This is a genomic window from Oceanobacillus rekensis (genome assembly GCF_002153375.1).
GTDB lineage: Bacteria > Bacillota > Bacilli > Bacillales > Amphibacillaceae > Oceanobacillus > Oceanobacillus rekensis.
Genome location: NZ_MTBQ01000002.1, coordinates 158,443 through 175,851, shown reverse-complemented (window position 1 = coordinate 175,851; position 17,409 = coordinate 158,443). Strand labels below are relative to the sequence as shown.

Sequence of the window (17,409 nt, the reverse complement as noted above, 5' to 3'; positions counted from 1 at the left end):
CATCCCGCTGTTCGCCATTCAATCTTTCCTTCACTCAGGATATATACTGCCTTAATCCATAGGCTACTCCACCTTCACTACAATTTGTCGTTATAAAGGTAGCCTGCTCTTTCACCACTTCTTCAGCATTTCCCATTGCTATCGAGATCCCGGCAACGTTGAACATGGAAAGGTCATTTAAATTATCACCAATCGCCACTGTATTTTCTATCGGCACTCCGAAGTGATTTGCAATGAATTGTAGTGCATTCCCTTTGCTTGATTCACGGTTGCCTATCTCGAGCTTTTGCTGGCCAGAGGTGGTAATCGATATATCCTTTCTTTCTTGTAAATTTCCACGAAGCTTTAGGAGCTTCTCCTTGTCGAAGGATAGAATAAATATTTTATATACTTCCAACGGCTTATAATCTATGCTTCGGTAGTTTGGGACAAAGGTCAAACCGTTCTGCTCGTATTGAATCTCAACAATTCGATTAGCCGCTTCCACTTCCAAGTCAGCATCCAGTCCATGCAAACGTTTAATTTCCTTGTTTAGAAGTTCTCTCCCGCCTTCTTCGACATATACCCCTTTATTCGTATAAAGCTCATAATATAATTTATCTCCATCAAGAATGTCCATCAATTCTCCGATAACTTCCGGTTCCAGATATAGATTCTGAAGTATTTTATCAGAATCAAAGGCAACAGCACCGTTCCCAGTTATAATCGGACAATCAAGCATAGCATCTTGCAAAATCTGTTTCGTATCATGCAGCGAACGACCAGAGGAAATGACAATGATATCTCCCCTGCCTTGCACCTTGAGTATTGCATCTCTATTTTCATTGCTGATCGAACCATCCTCCGACAACAACGTACCATCCAAATCTATCGCAATTAACTTCATTATCTTACCTCCCACAGCACTACAATTAATTACCCTAACTATACCAGAAAGGAAGCACGGGGACGGTTCCAAGGTGTGAACAGGGTCTGTTAGGGGTATTAGAGAAAGAATAATACTTTTTAATAGGAGCGCTGCCATGAAAAGGAATAGAAAGGGCTGTCATAAAAAGCGCTGGTGGATTTTGGGTGTGCTTGTGGTTACTTACATAATGGTTCTCATTTATTACCAGCAGAAACCTTTACCCGAAGGCATTTCCTATGCGGGTGATACCCATTTACTTGCCGAGGATGAGGTTGAATTTCTATATGATTTGACCTACCAGAAAAATGGGAAGGAGATTTATGATCATCATATTTTCGATGAAGTGTTTAAAACGATCGAACAAGCAGAGGAATTTTTGATTATTGACATGTTTATGGTCAATGAAGTTTCCGATGAGAGTAGAGATTTCCCGAAGTTAAGTTCTGCCTTTTCACAGAAAATCCGCGATCAAATGCGAGCATATCCAGATTTGAAAGTTATATTCATTACGGATGACCTCAATACTACATATAGCTCGCATGAGGCGCAGCACATCGATTATTTAGCAGAACTTGGAGCGGAAGTTATCTATACCGATCTGGACAAGCTTCGTGATCCAAACCTGCTTTACTCCGGCGTTTGGCGAATGTTTATTCAATGGTTCGGACAGGAGGGGAATGGATGGCTACCAAATCCGATGGGCGAAACGTCACCAGACGTGACAGTACGGTCCTACTTACAATTAATGAATATTAAGGCAAACCACCGGAAAGCAATCGTGACGGAAGATCATGGACTGGTTCTCTCGGCTAACGCCCATGACGCTAGTGGGTATCATTCAAATATTGGCATTAAGGTTACCGGTTCGATTTTAAAAGATTTGGTTGAATCTGAACGGGCTGTTGCTGCATTTTCAGGTGGGGACATTAATGCGTTCCCATCAAAGAAGGAGTTAAATGCATTAATTCCGGCTCCCTCCAAACGAGAACATACGGCAATGATTGAAGCTCAAATTGTCACAGAAGGTAAAATAGAAGAAGCCTTAATGGATGCGTTTGAACAAACGAATGCAGGTGATGTCATTTGGATTGGTATGTTTTACTTGGCTGATCGAGATGTGGTCGACGCCATTGAAAAGGCTGCAGAACGGAATGTCGAGATTCGCCTTATTTTAGATCCAAATGAGAATGCTTTTGGTTCAGAGAAAATCGGCTTGCCGAATATCCCGATTGCCAAGGAACTATTAAAGGGTTCGAATCAAAATATAACGATACGGTGGTATAACACGAATAAGGAGCAGTACCATTCAAAAATAGCCTATTTCAATCTTGGTGAAAAAAGCCATGTCATAGCAGGCTCCACGAATTTCACATCACGAAATCTTGATAATTATAATTTGGAAAATAACATCAGCATTCTTGCACCGTCAGATAGTGAATTCATTCAAGATATTGACAACTATTTCAAGCGAATATGGCATAACAAAGACGGAGATTTCACGGTTAATTACGAAAAAAACGAAGACGGACTCACACCAATCAAATATGGAATTTACTGGATTCAGAAAACATTACGTTTCACGACATATTAAGGAAGCACGGGGCTTCCATTTTCGTGCATTTGGAAGCAGGAGAACCGCTCCCCATGCTTCCAAGTTTATAAAATAGAAAATTAGGTTATACAGTATAATACATCACGAAAAAAGGAGAGATACAACATGGGATTTATTTGGAGTTTAATTATAGGTGGTATTCTAGGTTGGATCGGTAGTTTAATTGTAGGAAAGGATATACCAGGTGGAATTATTGGTAATATTATTGCAGGTTTTATTGGTGCTTGGCTTGGTTCTGCAATATTAGGAAGTTGGGGACCAGAAATAGGCGATTTCTTTATTATCCCGGCCTTAATTGGTGCAATTATTTTGATCTTCATTGTAAGTATGATCATGAAAGCTATGAGAAAAAGTGCTTAATAAATAAAGCATGGGGCCGGTTCTTTTGCTTCCGAAAGAAAAAGGAAGCAGGAGAACCGTCCCCATGCTTCCATTATTTATTGTTCTATATAGACGTTTTTTAATTGCAATAATTGTGTTGGTAGTTGTGTTAGTCCTTTGACTTCGTTGCGTACGCCCAGTAAGTATTCTTGGTGTAAAAGGTATACGAATGGTGCGATTTCTACTAGTTTTTCTTGTGCCTGACTATATAATTCCAATCGTTTATCTGGATCGGCAGTTTGTCTTGCTTCATCCAAATAGGTATCTAATTCCTCGTCTACCGTGAATGTACGGTTACCCGGTGCTCCAAGATTATCGGAGTGGAATAAGGGATACATCCCATTATCAGCGTCACCAGTAACAGTAGTCCAACCAAATACCATCATTTCATGTTCTCCATTTGCAGTTTCCTCAAGCATTGCTCCCCATTCCATGATTTCCACTTCTAAATCAATACCAATTTCGGCAAGTTGCGCTTGTACGTTTGTTGCTGTATCCACACGTTGGCGATCATCGTTTGACCAAATCGTTGCCGAAAAGCCATCGGGATATCCAGCTTCTTCTAATAATGCCTTTGCTTCATCCACATTATACTCCAGACCATCTAAGTCTTCATCATGTCCGAAAATTCCTGGTGCAAGTGGTCCTTTCGCAGGGATTCCAACACCATCATATATCCCATTAATAATTTCCTCTTTATCGATTGCCATCGAAATTGCCTGACGTACGCGAACATCATTAAATGGTTCTTTTTCCATATTAAATCCGATATATGCTAAGGATGAGCTTTCCTGACGCCCGACATTCAATTCATCTGTATTTTCAACTTGTTCCACATCAGATGGACTAAGTGGTGTGATGACATGTGAATCTCCTGTAGTTAACTCGGAAATTCGTGTTAGATCTTCTGCCACTACCTTGAACGTTACCGTGTCAAGTAAAGCTGGTTCACCCCAGTAATTTTCGTTATTGGCTAATTTAACTGACTGACCAGTATTCCATTTCTCAAACTGGAATGGCCCTGTACCAATAGGATTTTCATTAATCACTGTTCCTGGCTGTTCCCCGTTTTCCATTGCAGCATAATCTTCTTCAATTTGCTCCATTGATACCATTTGACCACCAGGATGTGCTAAGTGTGCTGGTAATGGCGCAAAAGGAAAGTCAGTAATAAATCTTACTGTATAATCATCAACAATCTCTACCTCGGTTACCATATCATACATAAATGCGACTGGAGACCCAATGTCAGGATCAAGAATACGCTCGATATTTGCCTTTACTACTTCCCCATTAAATACTGATCCGTCATGGTATGTAATGCCTTCACGAAGTTTAAATTCCCATTTGGTATCATCAATTTGTTCCCAGCTTTCTGCAAGACTTGGTTGCAGTTCCATATTTTCATCCTGGGTGACTAGATTTTCAAAAATATTAATTCTTACATTCGCTGATGGTGTATCATTTGTTGCATGTGGATCCAATGATACCGCATCTGCTTGTGTCGCGATTACTAAATCTCCACCTTGACTGCCGCCTTCTCCCTGTTCCGCATTGTCATCATTAGGACTTTCATCCGGTTCACCTGCACATGCGACGAGCAATAAACTAAGTATTACTAGAAATGCTGTAACTAAAAAAGATCTATTCCATGTTCTCATAATGTTTTCCCTCTTTTTCTGTAGTTTAGAATGTAAAGCTTGTATTCTCATCCAGATTAAAAATAAACTCCTTTAGTAAATCTTTAGTTGCCATTAGGTCTGCCATGCTAACCATTTCGACCGGTGAATGGGCGTTACGTGATGGAATGGATAATACACCTGTTGGGATTCCTTTATTTGCCAGGGCAATCGCACCACCATCCGTACCAATGCCAGGGAAAACTTCCAATTGATATGCAATATTCGCTTTGATGGCTACCTTTTTCAATACATCTGTCATGGCCTTCTGCACTAGTAAACTAAAGTCCATAATCTTAATCCCGGTTCCAGCACCTAGGAATAAGGTTTGGTCCATTGTTTCCTCAGGAGTATCGCTGACCGCTGTTGTATCAATCGCAATTGCTAAATCGACATCAGGCAATTGATTAATTGCTGTTTGTGCACCACGTAATCCAACTTCTTCCTGAACGGTAAATAAAAAGACAAGTTCGCCGGCAAAATCTTTTTGGTGAACTTCATTTAATACGGATAAAAGTACGGCACAACCTGCACGGTCATCAAGGGCCTTTCCAACGATCATCTGTTTTTCTTTCGGTCCAATCAACTTAGGTTCTGTTGCCCATGTAACCGGTGTACCAATCTCAACACCCATATTCAGTGCTTCCTCCATCGACGTTGCGCCAATGTCTATGTACAACTTCGTATGTGCACGAACCTTTTGTGGATCATCAAATTTCATAAAATGTGCCGACATCGTACCAATCACACCATCTAGTTCGTTGCCGGAGCCAAGTACTTTTACCGGCTGTGCCAATAGAATACGATCATCATGTCCTCCAAGCTTTTCAAAACGAAGCAATCCATTCTCTTCTATCTTTTTAACAATGAATCCAACCTCATCCATATGTGCGGTCAAAAGTGTCACAGGTCCCCGACGCAACCCCGTCTTCCGTGCAATCACATTTCCCATCGCATCAACTTGAACATGATCGACTTTATCTTGCACATAATCCCGAATATAATAAGCGACATTCTGTTCATACCCACAAGGCCCATGTAACTTACTAAGTTGTTTAACATGCTCGTCCATCCTTATATCCCCTATCCGCATTTATGTTTATGTATTCAAAATTTTTACTATAAAACACTGTTAGTAGCCAAATTTCGACAATATTCTTCATTTTATACCCAAGCATCTCCCGAATCAAGTAGGAAGCATGGGGACGCTTCCATTTTTGACAGAATTGTCCGTATTTAGCAGTTATATTCAATAAGTTTAAGGATTTTGGCCTTGTGGGGTTTGCTAAACTGTTTAATGCTTGTATATCATGTAATACTACATAATATCGAATTTTCTAATAAGTTCTATATTTGGTAAAATTGTCATAGTACTTTTATCAATAGGCGAAACATTAAAGGGGGATTTTAAATGAAAAAGGGAAATTGGAAAGCAAAGATTACTGTATTCATTTCTATTATGCTGATTCTTGTGCTGGCTGCGTGTGGGTCAGATGAAGAAACAGATACGACAGACTCCACGGAAGGAGCAGAAAATACGGAGAGCAGTGAAAGCTCGGAAGCTTCAGCGGAGGTAGAGTTGGAAGATACATATACCGTTGTAAGTGATACGTCATTTGTTCCTTTCGAATTTTTGGAAGACGGTGAATATACTGGGTTTGATATTGATTTAATTCATGCGATTGCAGACGAAGCTGGATTTGAAATCGAGCTGGAGACAACGAATTTTGATGGCATAATCCCAGGATTGCAAACAGGTCAATTCGATATCGCCATCGCTGGAATCAGTATTACAGAGGAAAGAAAAAATGCGATCGATTACAGTGACCCATACTATGAATCCGGTTTAGCAATCGGGGTTGCAAGTGATAATGAGGATATTAATAGTATAGAAGATTTGGAAGGGAAAACAATTGCCACACGCTTAGGTTCGACAAGTGCAGCGTATATCGAGGAAAATATTGAAAGTGCTGAGGCAAATCAATACGAACAACTAGATCAAGCATATCTTTCTGTTGAGAATGGCAGCTCAGACGCGATTCTTTATGATGCACCGAACGTCAACTATTATATCCAAACACAAGGGGAAGACAGTTTGAAAGTAGTTGGGGATCTATACCAGGCTGAAGATTATGGTATTGCGATAACGAAAGGCAAAGAAGATCTCGTTGCAGCTATCAATGAAGCCTTAGCAAATTTAAGAGAAAATGGCAAATATGATGAAATCTATACAAAATGGTTTGGAGAACCGACCGAATAAAAAATTCACAGACGAAATGGATAAACAACTAGAGGTAATCTTCTAAGAAATTTAAAAGCTAAGGATTATCAATGTTTTTCCTGATGGTCCTTAGCTTTATTATGTGAGGTGGAACTATGGAAGGAAGATTTGATTGGGTAGGAGTTATTGATTTTCTGCCACAGCTCGGGACTGGACTTTATTATACGCTGTTAATTTCAGTCGTTGGACTTATAATTGGATTTATTTTAGGTGGTATCTTTGGATTTGGACGAATTGCCAAGAACAAAGTTATTTATGGGCTTTCATCTTTATATGTAGAAATCATTCGAGGGACTCCTGTATTGGTACAAGCAATTTGGATATTCTTCGCCCTCCCCTTAATCACAAATTATAATATGGATTCTGTGATGGCAGGGATTATCGTTATCGCATTAAATTCAGGTGCCTATATTGCAGAGATTGTGCGGGGATCTGTTCAGTCGATTGCAAAAGGACAAATGGAAGCTGGGCGTTCACTCGGTTTAAGTCACGGTCAAGCGATGCGCTATATTGTATGGCCGCAAGCTTTTAAGCGAATGATTCCCCCACTCGGAAACCAGTTTATTATCAGTATAAAAGATACATCGCTATTATCGGTTATACTTGTTCCGGAATTGATGTTTCAAGGGAGATTGGTTGCATCAAACTATTTTAATGCGGTAGAGATTTATACAATGGTTGCAGTGTTTTACTTGGCAATTACATTATCATTATCGTTTATCCTGCGTATTGTTGAAAGAAGGTTGGATATCAAATGATTATAGTAAAAGATTTACATAAAAAGTTTGGAAATAATGAAGTATTAAAAGGAATCGATTGCCATATCGAGCCACAGGAAGTTGTCTGTGTTATCGGTCCAAGTGGCTCGGGGAAAAGTACCTTCCTCCGTTGTCTGAATATGCTGGAGACAATTACAAGTGGTGATGTCGTTGTTGATGGTAAAAATTTAAGTGACTCTGAGACAAATATTAATATGGTACGTACCGAAATCGGCATGGTGTTTCAGCAGTTCAACCTATTTCCACATAAAAATGTGATTGAAAATATTATGCTTGCTCCACAGAAGGTAAGGAAAATTTCGGAAAAGGAATCAAGAGAACGAGGAATGAAGTTACTTGAGAAAGTTGGCTTATCAGATAAAGCAGAACAATTCCCATCCCAATTATCTGGCGGTCAACAGCAGCGGGTTGCCATTGCCAGAGCCCTTGCGATGGAGCCAAAAATGATGCTGTTTGATGAACCAACCTCCGCACTCGATCCCGAACTGGTCGGAGAAGTGCTTGAAGTGATGAAGCAACTTGCACTGGAAGGAATGACAATGGTCGTTGTAACACATGAAATGGGATTTGCAAAAGAAGTCGGCGACAGAGTCCTATTCATGGACGAAGGTGTCATCGTCGAACAAGGCGACCCAGACCAAGTCTTTACCAACCCACAATCCGACCGAACAAAGGAATTCCTAAACAAAATCTTATAATGACGGGAAGCATGGGGACGGTTCTCCTGCTTCCTTTTTTGCTATTTTGGAGATGTTGGAAGCAAGAGAACCGTCCCCGCGCTTCCATATAATGAAGGAGGTTAAATCATTGAATTCAATCATTGAGATGCGAAGTGTTTCATGGAAAAGACAGGGTGAGGAGATTTTATCGAATATTGATTGGGAAGTGTTGCATGGAGAACACTGGGCAATACTTGGGTTAAATGGGTCCGGTAAAACTTCACTACTAGATATGGTCAATGGATATATTTGGCCAACAAAAGGAATTGTCAATGTGCTTGGTCAACCTTTTGGGAAAACAGATATTAGGGAATTGAGGAAATCGATTGGTTGGGTCAGCTCCTCCCTTCAAGAGAAAATAGAGGATACAGAATACACGGAGTCTGTCGTTGTTAGTGGCAAATTTGCATCAATCGGATTGCATGAAAACCATACCAAGGAAGACTTTCAAAAAGCCTTGGAAATTATGGATAAGCTTGATTGCAGCCATTTGTCCGGTCGTACCTATCAAACATGTTCCCAAGGTGAAAAACAAAAACTCCTAATTGCACGAGGATTAATGGCTGCACCAGAATTGTTAATCCTTGATGAACCAACAAATGGTCTTGATTTTATTTCCCGCGAGGAATTAATGTCTTCCATAAATAGACTGGCAACTGAGGAAAATGCACCAACCATTATATTCGTAACCCATCATTTGGAGGAAATCACACCAGTTTTCACACATACGTTGCTGTTACGTCAAGGGCAAGTTTTTGATAAAGGGACGAGCCAGGATGTATTGACTAGTGAGCGCTTATCACGCTTCTTTAATAGAAGTGTTGGAGTAGAATGGCAAAATGAACGCCCATGGATGACCCTCCGCGACTAGAAGGAAGCATGGGGACTGTTATTCTGCTTCCACGAACTTCCTCTTTCTCCTATTTCACTTGTACATAAAAAAATGGAAGCAAGAGAACCGTCCCCCTCGCTTCTCAAATATCACGATGTTAGCGGATTTAAGCGGTTCTAAGCGGATGTGAGGAGTATATCTCCTTTTGTTAACGCTTACTTTAACTATTTCGGCGTTATACACATGACTTGTGTGAAATCCCTTGAAGTATAATTTGAGAGTGTTACGCTTATTACCGGTTCGAAAAAAAAGTTTTAAATAGGAGCGTATTCAATTTGAATAATCAACGAATTGCATTTTTAGGTGCAGGTAATATGGCGGAAGCAATTATCTCAGGTTTTGTACATTCAGGAAAAATGGAACCACAGCAAATCATCGTTACAAACCGAAGCAATGAAAATCGTTTGAACGAATTAAAAAATAAATATAACATCAAAGCAATAACTAAAGACCAATTGGACTATTCAACAATAGATATTTTTATTTTAGCAATGAAACCGAAGGATATAGATGGCGTCTTGGAAGACCTACGTGGGAAAATTACTGCGGATCAATTACTCATTTCTGTGTTGGCTGGAATTTCCACTTCTTATATGGAAGCTAATTTAAACGACCAGCAACGAGTCATCCGCGTAATGCCGAATACGTCAAGCATGATTCAGGAATCAGCAACTGCTGTTTCCCCTGGTAAGCATGTGGCAATGGAGCAGGTGATACTTGCTAAAGAACTAATGGAATGCATCGGTAAAGCTTATCTTATCGATGAAGAAATGATGGATATGTACACTGGCATTGCAGGTAGTGGCCCGGCTTATTTTTATAACTTGATGGAACATATCGAAGAAGTTGGCCATGAGGCAGGATTTGACCGTGAACTCGTACGGAAAATTGGTGCACAGACACTTTATGGTGCAGCAAAAATGATACTTGAACAAGAACAAACACCAACAGAACTCAGGAAAAATATTACGTCTCCAAATGGCACAACAGCAGCAGGCCTCGATGCGTTGAATAAACATGGCGGTGGAATGGCCATTATTGAAGCAGTAAAAAGTGCTGCTGCGCGTTCAAAGGAATTAAGCAAAGAACCTGAGGAAAAGTTAGCCCTTCAGAAATAAACGTCTAAAAATAAAAGAAAAAAATTATCAATGGAGTGAGTGATGGAATGACAAGTGATAAACAAAGGAAACGTATCGTAATCAAAATTGGAAGTAGTTCATTAACAAGTATGAACGGAGAATTAAGCCGCAGAAAATTGGAAAAGATAGTCGAAGAAGTTGTTCAATTAAAGGATGATGGGTACGATGTATTGCTCGTATCCTCAGGAGCCGTGGCAGCTGGTTATCGTAAGCTTGGCTGTTTAACCCGCCCAGAAGGTCTACCCGAAAAACAAGCTGCAGCATCTATTGGGCAAGGGTTACTGATTGAAACATATTCAGATCTCTTTATTTCCCATGGTTATGTAGCTTCACAAATATTAATTACTCGTAGTGATTTCTCAGACGAAAGCCGCTATGACAATGCTCGAAATACGATAAATGTCTTATTGGATCGTGGGATTGTTCCAATCGTAAATGAGAATGATACCATTACAATGGAATTCTTGAAATTCGGCGACAATGATACACTTTCAGCAAAAGTGGCTGGACTAATTGATGCAGATCAATTAATCATCCTTTCAGATATTGATGGACTATATGATAGTGATCCACGCAAAAATGAAAATGCAGAGCTTCTTACCAAAGTAAATGAAATCACTCCTGAAATTGAAGCAACTGCCGGGGAGCCCGGTAGCTCTGTTGGAACAGGTGGAATGAAGTCAAAAATCGAAGCAGTTAAAATTACGATGGCATCTGGAATTTCCTCCTTTATTGGAAAATCAAGTACAGCTGGTATTATTTACGATGCAGTCTATAACAATGCAGTTGGTACGTATTTTGAGCCTCAAGATACGATTAGTAATCTGAATCAGAAGAAACAGTGGATTGCGTTCAACTCTGGACCTGAAGGCGAAGTAACCATTAACCATTCGGCAACTGAATCAATTATCGAAAACCAAACAAGCTTGGAAACATCAGCAGTACACAGTGTTAATGGTCGTTTCAAAAAAGGTGCTGTTGTGAAGATTTTTGATATGAATGGTGACGAAATCGGTCTTGGCGTTGTGAATTACTCTTCCAAAGCATTGGATCAACTCGTTAATCAGGCAGATATTGATTTAGAAAAATACCAGAAAGCAGCAATTGAAAGCGAACAGCTCGTCTGCTTACTTGATACTAACGCGCTTGTAGGAGTATAAAAATTTCACAGGAGGAATTTGATGACAGTCATTAATAAAGTGAACGTCGAAGAACAGGCAATTCAGGCAAAAAAAGCAGCGAAGGTTTTATCTTTACTAACCACTGAAGAAAAAAATGAAGCACTGCTTATATTGGCTGATGTGCTGGACACGGAATATGAAACAATCTTAACGGCCAATAAAGAGGATTTGGAAAATGGCCAAAAAAAAGGCTATGATGACGCATATATGGATCGATTAACACTTACGAAAGAACGTGTGGAAGAGTTTGCCGAGGGGTTGCGTAATGTTGCAAAACTTGAAGATCCTACTGGAATCGTGAACTCTGATTGGACATTGGACAATGGATTGAACGTTCAAAAAATAACCGTCCCTCTTGGTGTGATCGGTATGATTTATGAAGCTCGTCCAAATGTGACAGTTGACGCAAGTGGATTAGCTTTAAAATCTGGAAACGCAATTGTTCTTAAGGGTGGCTCCTCTGCGATTAATTCGAATAAAAGAATCGTTGACGTCATCCATCGTGGTTTAGAAAAGACAAAAATACCAAAAGAAGCAGTACAATTTATCGCAAGTACCGACCGCGAAGCAACACAACAGTTGTTCACGATGAAAGAGCATATTGATGTGCTTATTCCACGTGGTGGTGGTTCATTGATTCAAGCAGTCGTTAACAATGCCACTGTACCTGTGTTGGAAACCGGTGTAGGAAATTGCCATGTTTACATTGATGCAGAAGCAGATGTTGAAAAAGCTTTAGCCATTCTTGTTAACGCGAAAACAGATCGTCCAGCTGTTTGTAATGCCGCTGAAACTGCAATTATTCATAAAGATTGGCTGGAAAAAAATAAAGATGCATTGATACAAACATTAAAAGAAAATAATATAGCCGTTCATGGTGATGAGCTGGCAGTAAAAGTATTACCAGGATCTGTGCCTGCCACGGAAAATGACTGGGTAAATGAATATTTGAGTACAGATATTGCAGTTAAAACAGTAAATAATGTGGAAGAAGCAATAGACCACATTGATGCCTATGGAACAAAACACTCTGAAGCAATAGTTACAGAAAATAAGGAAATAGCGCAAACATTTATGAAACTCGTCGATGCAGCAGCATTGTATCACAATGCATCAACCCGTTTCACCGATGGAAGTGCCCTTGGCTTCGGTGCCGAAATAGGAATCTCCACACAAAAACTGCACGCACGCGGCCCAATGGGATTACCAGCACTAACCACCATTAAATATATAATGAACGGCAACGGCCAAACAAGATAGGAAGCATGGGGACATTCCCCTGCTTCCTTTTTTTCTGTTCAGATAGCACAGAACAGTCCCCGTGCATACTTCCGCTTGCTTCAGATAGAACAGTTGGTTAATATTGATAGTAAGAATATTGAAGAGGAGCGTCCTAAATATATGAACTATATCGGATACATTGGAACTTACACAAAGAAAGATAGCAAGGGGATTTATTCTTTTGAGCTTGATACAGAGGAAGCGACAATAAAGAATGTCAACGTTGCGGCTACAATAGGTAGCCCAACTTATTTAAATATCACGGACGATAAGCAATTTCTTTATTCCGTCGCAAAGGAAGGAGAAAATGGTGGTGTTGCTGCCTATAGCATTGATCTATCTAGTGGTCAGTTGACTCTTTTGAACAAACAATTGACTCCTGGCGCAAATCCTTGTCATGTCAATACTGATCAAAGACATCACTACTTGTTCAGCACGAATTATCATAAAGGGACCGTTGATTCCTATTTAATTGAACAGGAAAAAGGAACGGTTAGTCCCCCTGTTTCAACAATCCAGCATAACGGAAGCGGCCCAGATCACAGGCAAGAAAAAGCACATACCCATTATTCAGGCATGACACCAGATGGGAAATACTTAGCAGCTATTGACCTTGGCAGTGATTTATTAGCTACCTACAGTGTCAGCAAAAAGGGCGAGTTGAATGAAGTAAGTCGATTGGATCTTCCGCCTGGAAGTGGTCCGAGACATCTTACATTTCATCCACAACTTAAATCAATTGCATACCTAGTCACCGAATTCAGTTCGCGTGTTATCGTATTAAACTATAATCCTGATCATGGGAGTTTCTCTATTCTGCAATCTGTAAAAACGATTCCTGAAGAATTTACTGAAAACAATCAAGGCAGCGCCATACACGTTTCATCAGACGGTAAGTTCGTTTATTCCGGAAATCGTGGACATAATAGTATTGCAGTGTTTAAGACAGAAGAACAAACTGGAGAACTCACCTTTGTGGAAAATACTTCTTCAGAAGGAGATTGGCCACGTGATTTCGTTTTAGACCCAACAGAAAAGTTTCTAATTGTAGCAAATCAAGAGTCCAACAATCTCGTCTTATTTTCAAGAGACACAGATACGGGAAAATTAACATTAGTAGAAAAAGATATAGCTGCTCCAGAACCTATTTGCCTTAAATTCTTGTAAAGTGAAGAAAACTAAAAAAGTTTAGCACAAATGTAAAAGAAGTTAACCACCTACTATAGATGGTTAACTTCTATTGGTTAGGAAGCATGGGGACGATTCTTCTGCTTCCTATTTGATGTGCATGGAAGCAAGAGAACCGGTCCAATGCTTCTTTATATCCAGGTTTGGGTCTTGCTATTCCATGTTTTAAAATACTCTTTTTCTTCCAGTATTGCTTGGTAAATCGGCGCTAAAAAGTTACCTATATGCTGCATGACTTGCGGAAATTCTAAGTTTTCCTCGTGCCCACTATCGCTTCGTGAATTCCTCCACTCGTCAACTCTTTCTTCATCTTCTATAAATGCTTGCGTAAATAGAGGTTGTTCTTTTTCTATAATGGTGCCTCTCCTTTGAAATGTTTCAAATACGGCCTCCAATAAAACTCGTCCATCAAAATCCTGTGTTTCCAGCAAGACATGCATATCATAGAATGGTTCTAGATTGTCTGTTAGAATGGAAGAAGATAGTATTTCTTCCACTTTTTCTGCCACTATTGTTTCTGTTGAATATGCCCAAATAACCGGTGCTTGCACATCTTGCCTGTCGGATAACACTGGATAATGCAATTTCTGCGGTTTTGGAACTACAAAATCACCAAAGCTGATGATCAATTGGACTATCTCTTTTTCACCTTTATATGTAGCTGGAATTTCAATATAAATCCCTTGATTGCATTGTTCTGCAATTATTCCGTTAGCATCAAACTCCACACCATCCGCTTCATACGCTCCGCTACATATCTTTCCAAATGCCTCCTTGATTGATTGCCTATCATTTGAAAGATAAGTGGCCAAAAATTCAATTTTCTTTGTCACCTTTTGATTCGATTTTCTCAAAGCGTATAAAAAATGATCACCTTTCAGCAAGAATTTTTCTCGGTAATTAGAGATTGATAGTCGGTATAAAAGCCGCCCTTGAATATACAGCAATACGGTGGAATTATTGTCTCCCCCAATTTCCCCAGCAATATTCTGTAAACTTTCATTGCTATGAACTGATATGTAATTAACTTCCTTCATGACTAATGCACCCCTTTTATTCGATTTCTATTTCTATCCTATATATATATATCTTATCGTCTCTATAGGAGTATAGTTAACTAGTAATATAAGGGACATTAGGATAATTTTGGAAATTAGAAGCATGGTGACGGTTCTCCTGCTTCCTTTTGGCTCCAAAATCTGTAGCATGAAGGCTGTTCTTTTAGCGGACAATCAATGTTTTTCGTATATAAAAGGCAAAATATGCAGCTTGTTGTGCTTTTTATATTATAGAGAAAGATAGCATTACAGGAAATAAATAACGTTCTATAATAGTGAAACGGAAAAGTTACATAAGTTACCATTTTTACTCTTGATAATGTCACGTGTCCTTGGCCATGTAGATGCGTAGACCATTCCCCTCCCCAGCGAACTAAAAAAAGGAAGCAGGAGAACCGCCCCCATGCTTCCGCCTAATTATACTGAACCTGTCTCTCTTTATCTTTTTCTTCATTATCCTTCTCTTTCTGTTTGATTTCTATCTTTTTAAATACATTATATGCAAGTGACATGATTAGTAGCGAACTGAAACTCCCACCGAAAACGAAAATAAGAATAGGTACAAATTGAAATAGCATTGTTAGTAATGCCAAGGATAAAATCATGACGATTGCATAATGTGGAAAGGTCAATCCAATAATTAAAGCATTCTTAATATAATGAAGCGTGCCTACTTTATAATGAACATATACTGGGAAAATAAAAACAATAATAATTCCATAGAGTAAAATAAAGCTGAATAGAACGACTCGCAAAATTTGAGTTAGCTGTGCAGGCAATAGATGCAAATTATCAAAGTAAACAAAAAGGATAGCTCCCCCAAATGCTAACACTAATCCGAGTAGATTCGACTTTATAAAATTGCTTCGATAAGCCTGCCAAAATACGTCAAAAACAGGAACATCCTCATCATTCCTAACCCATCTTCGGGTAACAGTAAATAATGCAACAGTAGCAGGCACTACCCCTAACAAAATTCCACCTAATAAAGAGAATAGGATCCATAATAGATTCACATACGCAAGTCTTGTAATCCACTCACTTAATCGATAAAACCCTCCCATTAAACCTGTATGTTCCATATATAATCTCCTCTTTTTCTACTCGTTATTAATCCTATCTCCTACCATTATAAACGATAACTGAATTATTTGTATATGTAATTTTTATACATTTCTGAAAAGGGCGATTCGTCCTATGTCTTAACATTTCCCGGGAAATATCGACAACTTACTTGTAACTTGTCGATTATGTTCGATAGACGAGGGCGTACGGAAAAATAATAGAAATAAATCTCCATCGAACGAACAAGCTTACCCAGCATCTATTATTGTTATGTAGAAATCAAATCAAAGTATCGGTATAATAGGGTTGATCTGTTACATAAGTTAAAGAGACCGTTAGTGCTAATACACTAACGGTCAATATAATAGCCCTTAAACGGTGCGGTTTACAATAGAGCAAAATTCCCACCCTAGTTGCTTGCCAGGCTCATAGGGTGGGAATTTATTTTGGACATTAAGATTCCAAATGAAATCATTAGAATTAGTGATTTAAATATCGTCATTAGTTATTAGCCATGAAAGCCTTCTTGTACAAGAATCCATCATTTTAGCAGTATTTTTCCCTTTGACTTTGAAGCAGGAGAACCGTCCCCATGCTTCCTTATAGTTCCTTCGATGAGAAGGGCAAAAACAATTTAATTCCCCGTTTATTCACTGGTAATAGTTTACTGTCTGCAACTAGATGACTGATGTATCCGGCTATACAGGTATAGAAAACACCTTCAATACCAAGAGATAGTTCCAATCTTGATGCAATGATTCCGAAGAAAATAACACCTACTATCGAGTGTGTATAGCTTCGATGGGAAACATAGGACGCAATTAAAATATAAATTCCAAGCAGTAGTAACCACACTTCCTGGAGAAAAACTCCTGCTGCAATTACCCCGATTCCTGTTATCATCAGCATATGCCTTTGCTTGATAAACGAAGATATAATTACCATTGCCAAACCAATGCCAATACCAAAATATCTGTCTGTAGCTGTTCCCTCATATAAACTGTAAATAATCATCAAAATTCCGATTAATTGTGCAGCAGATTGGATCACCTTATGGGAGAATGTTATTCTGGAGCTAAGTTTGCCATCGATATCCAGATCTGGCATTAATCCGGAAACAGTGCCCAATCCAACGAATAAGAAAGTTACACTCGTAGAAACATCCATATTATTTGCAACGACAAACCCCGTTGCCGCACCTATTGCAGCATGTGCAGTACCATTCATGATGACATAACCACCTTCTG

At 39.3% G+C, this 17,409-nt stretch carries 16 protein-coding genes; 10 read left to right on the top strand and 6 right to left on the bottom strand.

Annotated elements, in window-relative coordinates:
- Positions 1 to 34: 34 nt before the first annotated feature.
- On the bottom strand, positions 35 to 886 hold the full coding sequence (locus BV906_RS04785; protein ID WP_087972313.1) for a Cof-type HAD-IIB family hydrolase: 852 nt from the start codon (positions 884 to 886) through the stop codon (positions 35 to 37).
- A gap of 136 nt (positions 887 to 1,022) precedes the next feature.
- On the opposite strand from BV906_RS04785, the gene BV906_RS04780 reads away from it, so the two are divergent.
- Entirely contained in the window at positions 1,023 to 2,498 is a 1,476-nt protein-coding gene (locus tag BV906_RS04780; RefSeq protein ID WP_087972312.1) for a phospholipase D family protein, read from the top strand.
- 126 nt (positions 2,499 to 2,624) lie between these two features.
- Positions 2,625 to 2,879, top strand: a complete 255-nt coding sequence (locus BV906_RS04775) for a GlsB/YeaQ/YmgE family stress response membrane protein (RefSeq protein ID WP_087972311.1) — start codon at positions 2,625 to 2,627, stop codon at positions 2,877 to 2,879.
- Between the two features lie 77 nt (positions 2,880 to 2,956).
- Here the strand turns inward: BV906_RS04775 and BV906_RS04770 are convergent, their stop codons facing one another.
- On the bottom strand, positions 2,957 to 4,561 hold the full coding sequence (locus tag BV906_RS04770; RefSeq protein ID WP_087972310.1) for a glutathione ABC transporter substrate-binding protein: 1,605 nt from the start codon (positions 4,559 to 4,561) through the stop codon (positions 2,957 to 2,959).
- Positions 4,562 to 4,586: 25 nt separating this feature from the next.
- Entirely contained in the window at positions 4,587 to 5,651 is a 1,065-nt protein-coding gene (locus tag BV906_RS04765; protein WP_087972309.1) for a M42 family metallopeptidase, read from the bottom strand.
- A 339-nt stretch (positions 5,652 to 5,990) separates the two neighbouring features.
- Here BV906_RS04765 and BV906_RS04760 point away from each other — a divergent pair, with 339 nt between their 5' ends.
- From BV906_RS04760 to BV906_RS04725, 8 genes are all read left to right on the top strand, one after another.
- Positions 5,991 to 6,839, top strand: coding sequence for a transporter substrate-binding domain-containing protein (locus tag BV906_RS04760; protein WP_087972308.1), 849 nt, complete (start codon positions 5,991 to 5,993; stop codon positions 6,837 to 6,839).
- A 116-nt stretch (positions 6,840 to 6,955) separates the two neighbouring features.
- Complete coding sequence (locus BV906_RS04755; protein WP_087972307.1) at positions 6,956 to 7,618, top strand: amino acid ABC transporter permease; 663 nt, start codon at positions 6,956 to 6,958, stop codon at positions 7,616 to 7,618.
- Positions 7,615 to 8,337, top strand: coding sequence for an amino acid ABC transporter ATP-binding protein (locus tag BV906_RS04750; RefSeq protein ID WP_087972306.1), 723 nt, complete (start codon positions 7,615 to 7,617; stop codon positions 8,335 to 8,337). The genes BV906_RS04755 and BV906_RS04750 overlap by 4 nt, the downstream gene beginning before the upstream one ends.
- Before the next feature lie 109 nt (positions 8,338 to 8,446).
- The gene (locus tag BV906_RS04745) at positions 8,447 to 9,229 is read left to right on the top strand and encodes an ABC transporter ATP-binding protein (RefSeq protein WP_087972305.1); all 783 of its coding nucleotides are present in this window, start codon (positions 8,447 to 8,449) and stop codon (positions 9,227 to 9,229) included.
- A 296-nt stretch (positions 9,230 to 9,525) separates the two neighbouring features.
- Positions 9,526 to 10,368, top strand: a complete 843-nt coding sequence (gene proC, locus BV906_RS04740) for a pyrroline-5-carboxylate reductase (RefSeq protein ID WP_087972304.1) — start codon at positions 9,526 to 9,528, stop codon at positions 10,366 to 10,368.
- Positions 10,369 to 10,415: 47 nt separating this feature from the next.
- The gene (gene proB / locus BV906_RS04735; RefSeq protein WP_087972303.1) at positions 10,416 to 11,549 is read left to right on the top strand and encodes a glutamate 5-kinase; all 1,134 of its coding nucleotides are present in this window, start codon (positions 10,416 to 10,418) and stop codon (positions 11,547 to 11,549) included.
- Positions 11,550 to 11,570: 21 nt separating this feature from the next.
- A complete protein-coding gene (locus tag BV906_RS04730; protein ID WP_087972302.1) occupies positions 11,571 to 12,830 on the top strand; it encodes a glutamate-5-semialdehyde dehydrogenase in 1,260 nt (419 codons plus the stop codon).
- A gap of 141 nt (positions 12,831 to 12,971) precedes the next feature.
- Positions 12,972 to 14,018 carry a lactonase family protein gene (locus BV906_RS04725; protein ID WP_087972301.1) on the top strand — a complete coding sequence of 349 codons (1,047 nt, stop codon included), beginning with the start codon at positions 12,972 to 12,974 and terminating at the stop codon, positions 14,016 to 14,018.
- A gap of 152 nt (positions 14,019 to 14,170) precedes the next feature.
- Here BV906_RS04725 and BV906_RS04720 read toward each other — a convergent pair whose 3' ends face one another.
- The 3 genes from BV906_RS04720 to BV906_RS04710 form a co-directional block, all read right to left on the bottom strand.
- Complete coding sequence (locus tag BV906_RS04720; RefSeq protein WP_087972300.1) at positions 14,171 to 15,076, bottom strand: nucleotidyl transferase AbiEii/AbiGii toxin family protein; 906 nt, start codon at positions 15,074 to 15,076, stop codon at positions 14,171 to 14,173.
- A 434-nt stretch (positions 15,077 to 15,510) separates the two neighbouring features.
- Positions 15,511 to 16,179: a YesL family protein gene (locus tag BV906_RS04715; protein ID WP_087972299.1), complete on the bottom strand. Its 669-nt coding sequence runs from the start codon at positions 16,177 to 16,179 to the stop codon at positions 15,511 to 15,513.
- 583 nt (positions 16,180 to 16,762) lie between these two features.
- Positions 16,763 to 17,389, bottom strand: a complete 627-nt coding sequence (locus BV906_RS04710; protein ID WP_087972298.1) for a metal-dependent hydrolase — start codon at positions 17,387 to 17,389, stop codon at positions 16,763 to 16,765.
- Positions 17,390 to 17,409: the final 20 nt, after the last annotated feature.

Bases quoted from the DNA above. Each gene is read 5' to 3' on its own strand.
- BV906_RS04775 (WP_087972311.1), top strand. From the start codon at position 2,625: ATGGGATTTATTTGGAGTTTAATTATAGGTGGTATTCTAGGTTGGATC.
- BV906_RS04750 (WP_087972306.1), top strand. From the start codon at position 7,615: ATGATTATAGTAAAAGATTTACATAAAAAGTTTGGAAATAATGAAGTA.
- BV906_RS04715 (WP_087972299.1), bottom strand. From the start codon at position 16,179: ATGGAACATACAGGTTTAATGGGAGGGTTTTATCGATTAAGTGAGTGG.
- proB (WP_087972303.1), top strand. From the start codon at position 10,416: ATGACAAGTGATAAACAAAGGAAACGTATCGTAATCAAAATTGGAAGT.
- BV906_RS04760 (WP_087972308.1), top strand. From the start codon at position 5,991: ATGAAAAAGGGAAATTGGAAAGCAAAGATTACTGTATTCATTTCTATT.
- BV906_RS04720 (WP_087972300.1), bottom strand. From the start codon at position 15,076: ATGAAGGAAGTTAATTACATATCAGTTCATAGCAATGAAAGTTTACAG.
- BV906_RS04725 (WP_087972301.1), top strand. From the start codon at position 12,972: ATGAACTATATCGGATACATTGGAACTTACACAAAGAAAGATAGCAAG.
- BV906_RS04730 (WP_087972302.1), top strand. From the start codon at position 11,571: ATGACAGTCATTAATAAAGTGAACGTCGAAGAACAGGCAATTCAGGCA.
- BV906_RS04710 (WP_087972298.1), bottom strand. From the start codon at position 17,389: ATGAATGGTACTGCACATGCTGCAATAGGTGCGGCAACGGGGTTTGTC.
- BV906_RS04770 (WP_087972310.1), bottom strand. From the start codon at position 4,561: ATGAGAACATGGAATAGATCTTTTTTAGTTACAGCATTTCTAGTAATA.
- BV906_RS04755 (WP_087972307.1), top strand. From the start codon at position 6,956: ATGGAAGGAAGATTTGATTGGGTAGGAGTTATTGATTTTCTGCCACAG.
- BV906_RS04785 (WP_087972313.1), bottom strand. From the start codon at position 886: ATGAAGTTAATTGCGATAGATTTGGATGGTACGTTGTTGTCGGAGGAT.
- BV906_RS04765 (WP_087972309.1), bottom strand. From the start codon at position 5,651: ATGGACGAGCATGTTAAACAACTTAGTAAGTTACATGGGCCTTGTGGG.
- BV906_RS04780 (WP_087972312.1), top strand. From the start codon at position 1,023: ATGAAAAGGAATAGAAAGGGCTGTCATAAAAAGCGCTGGTGGATTTTG.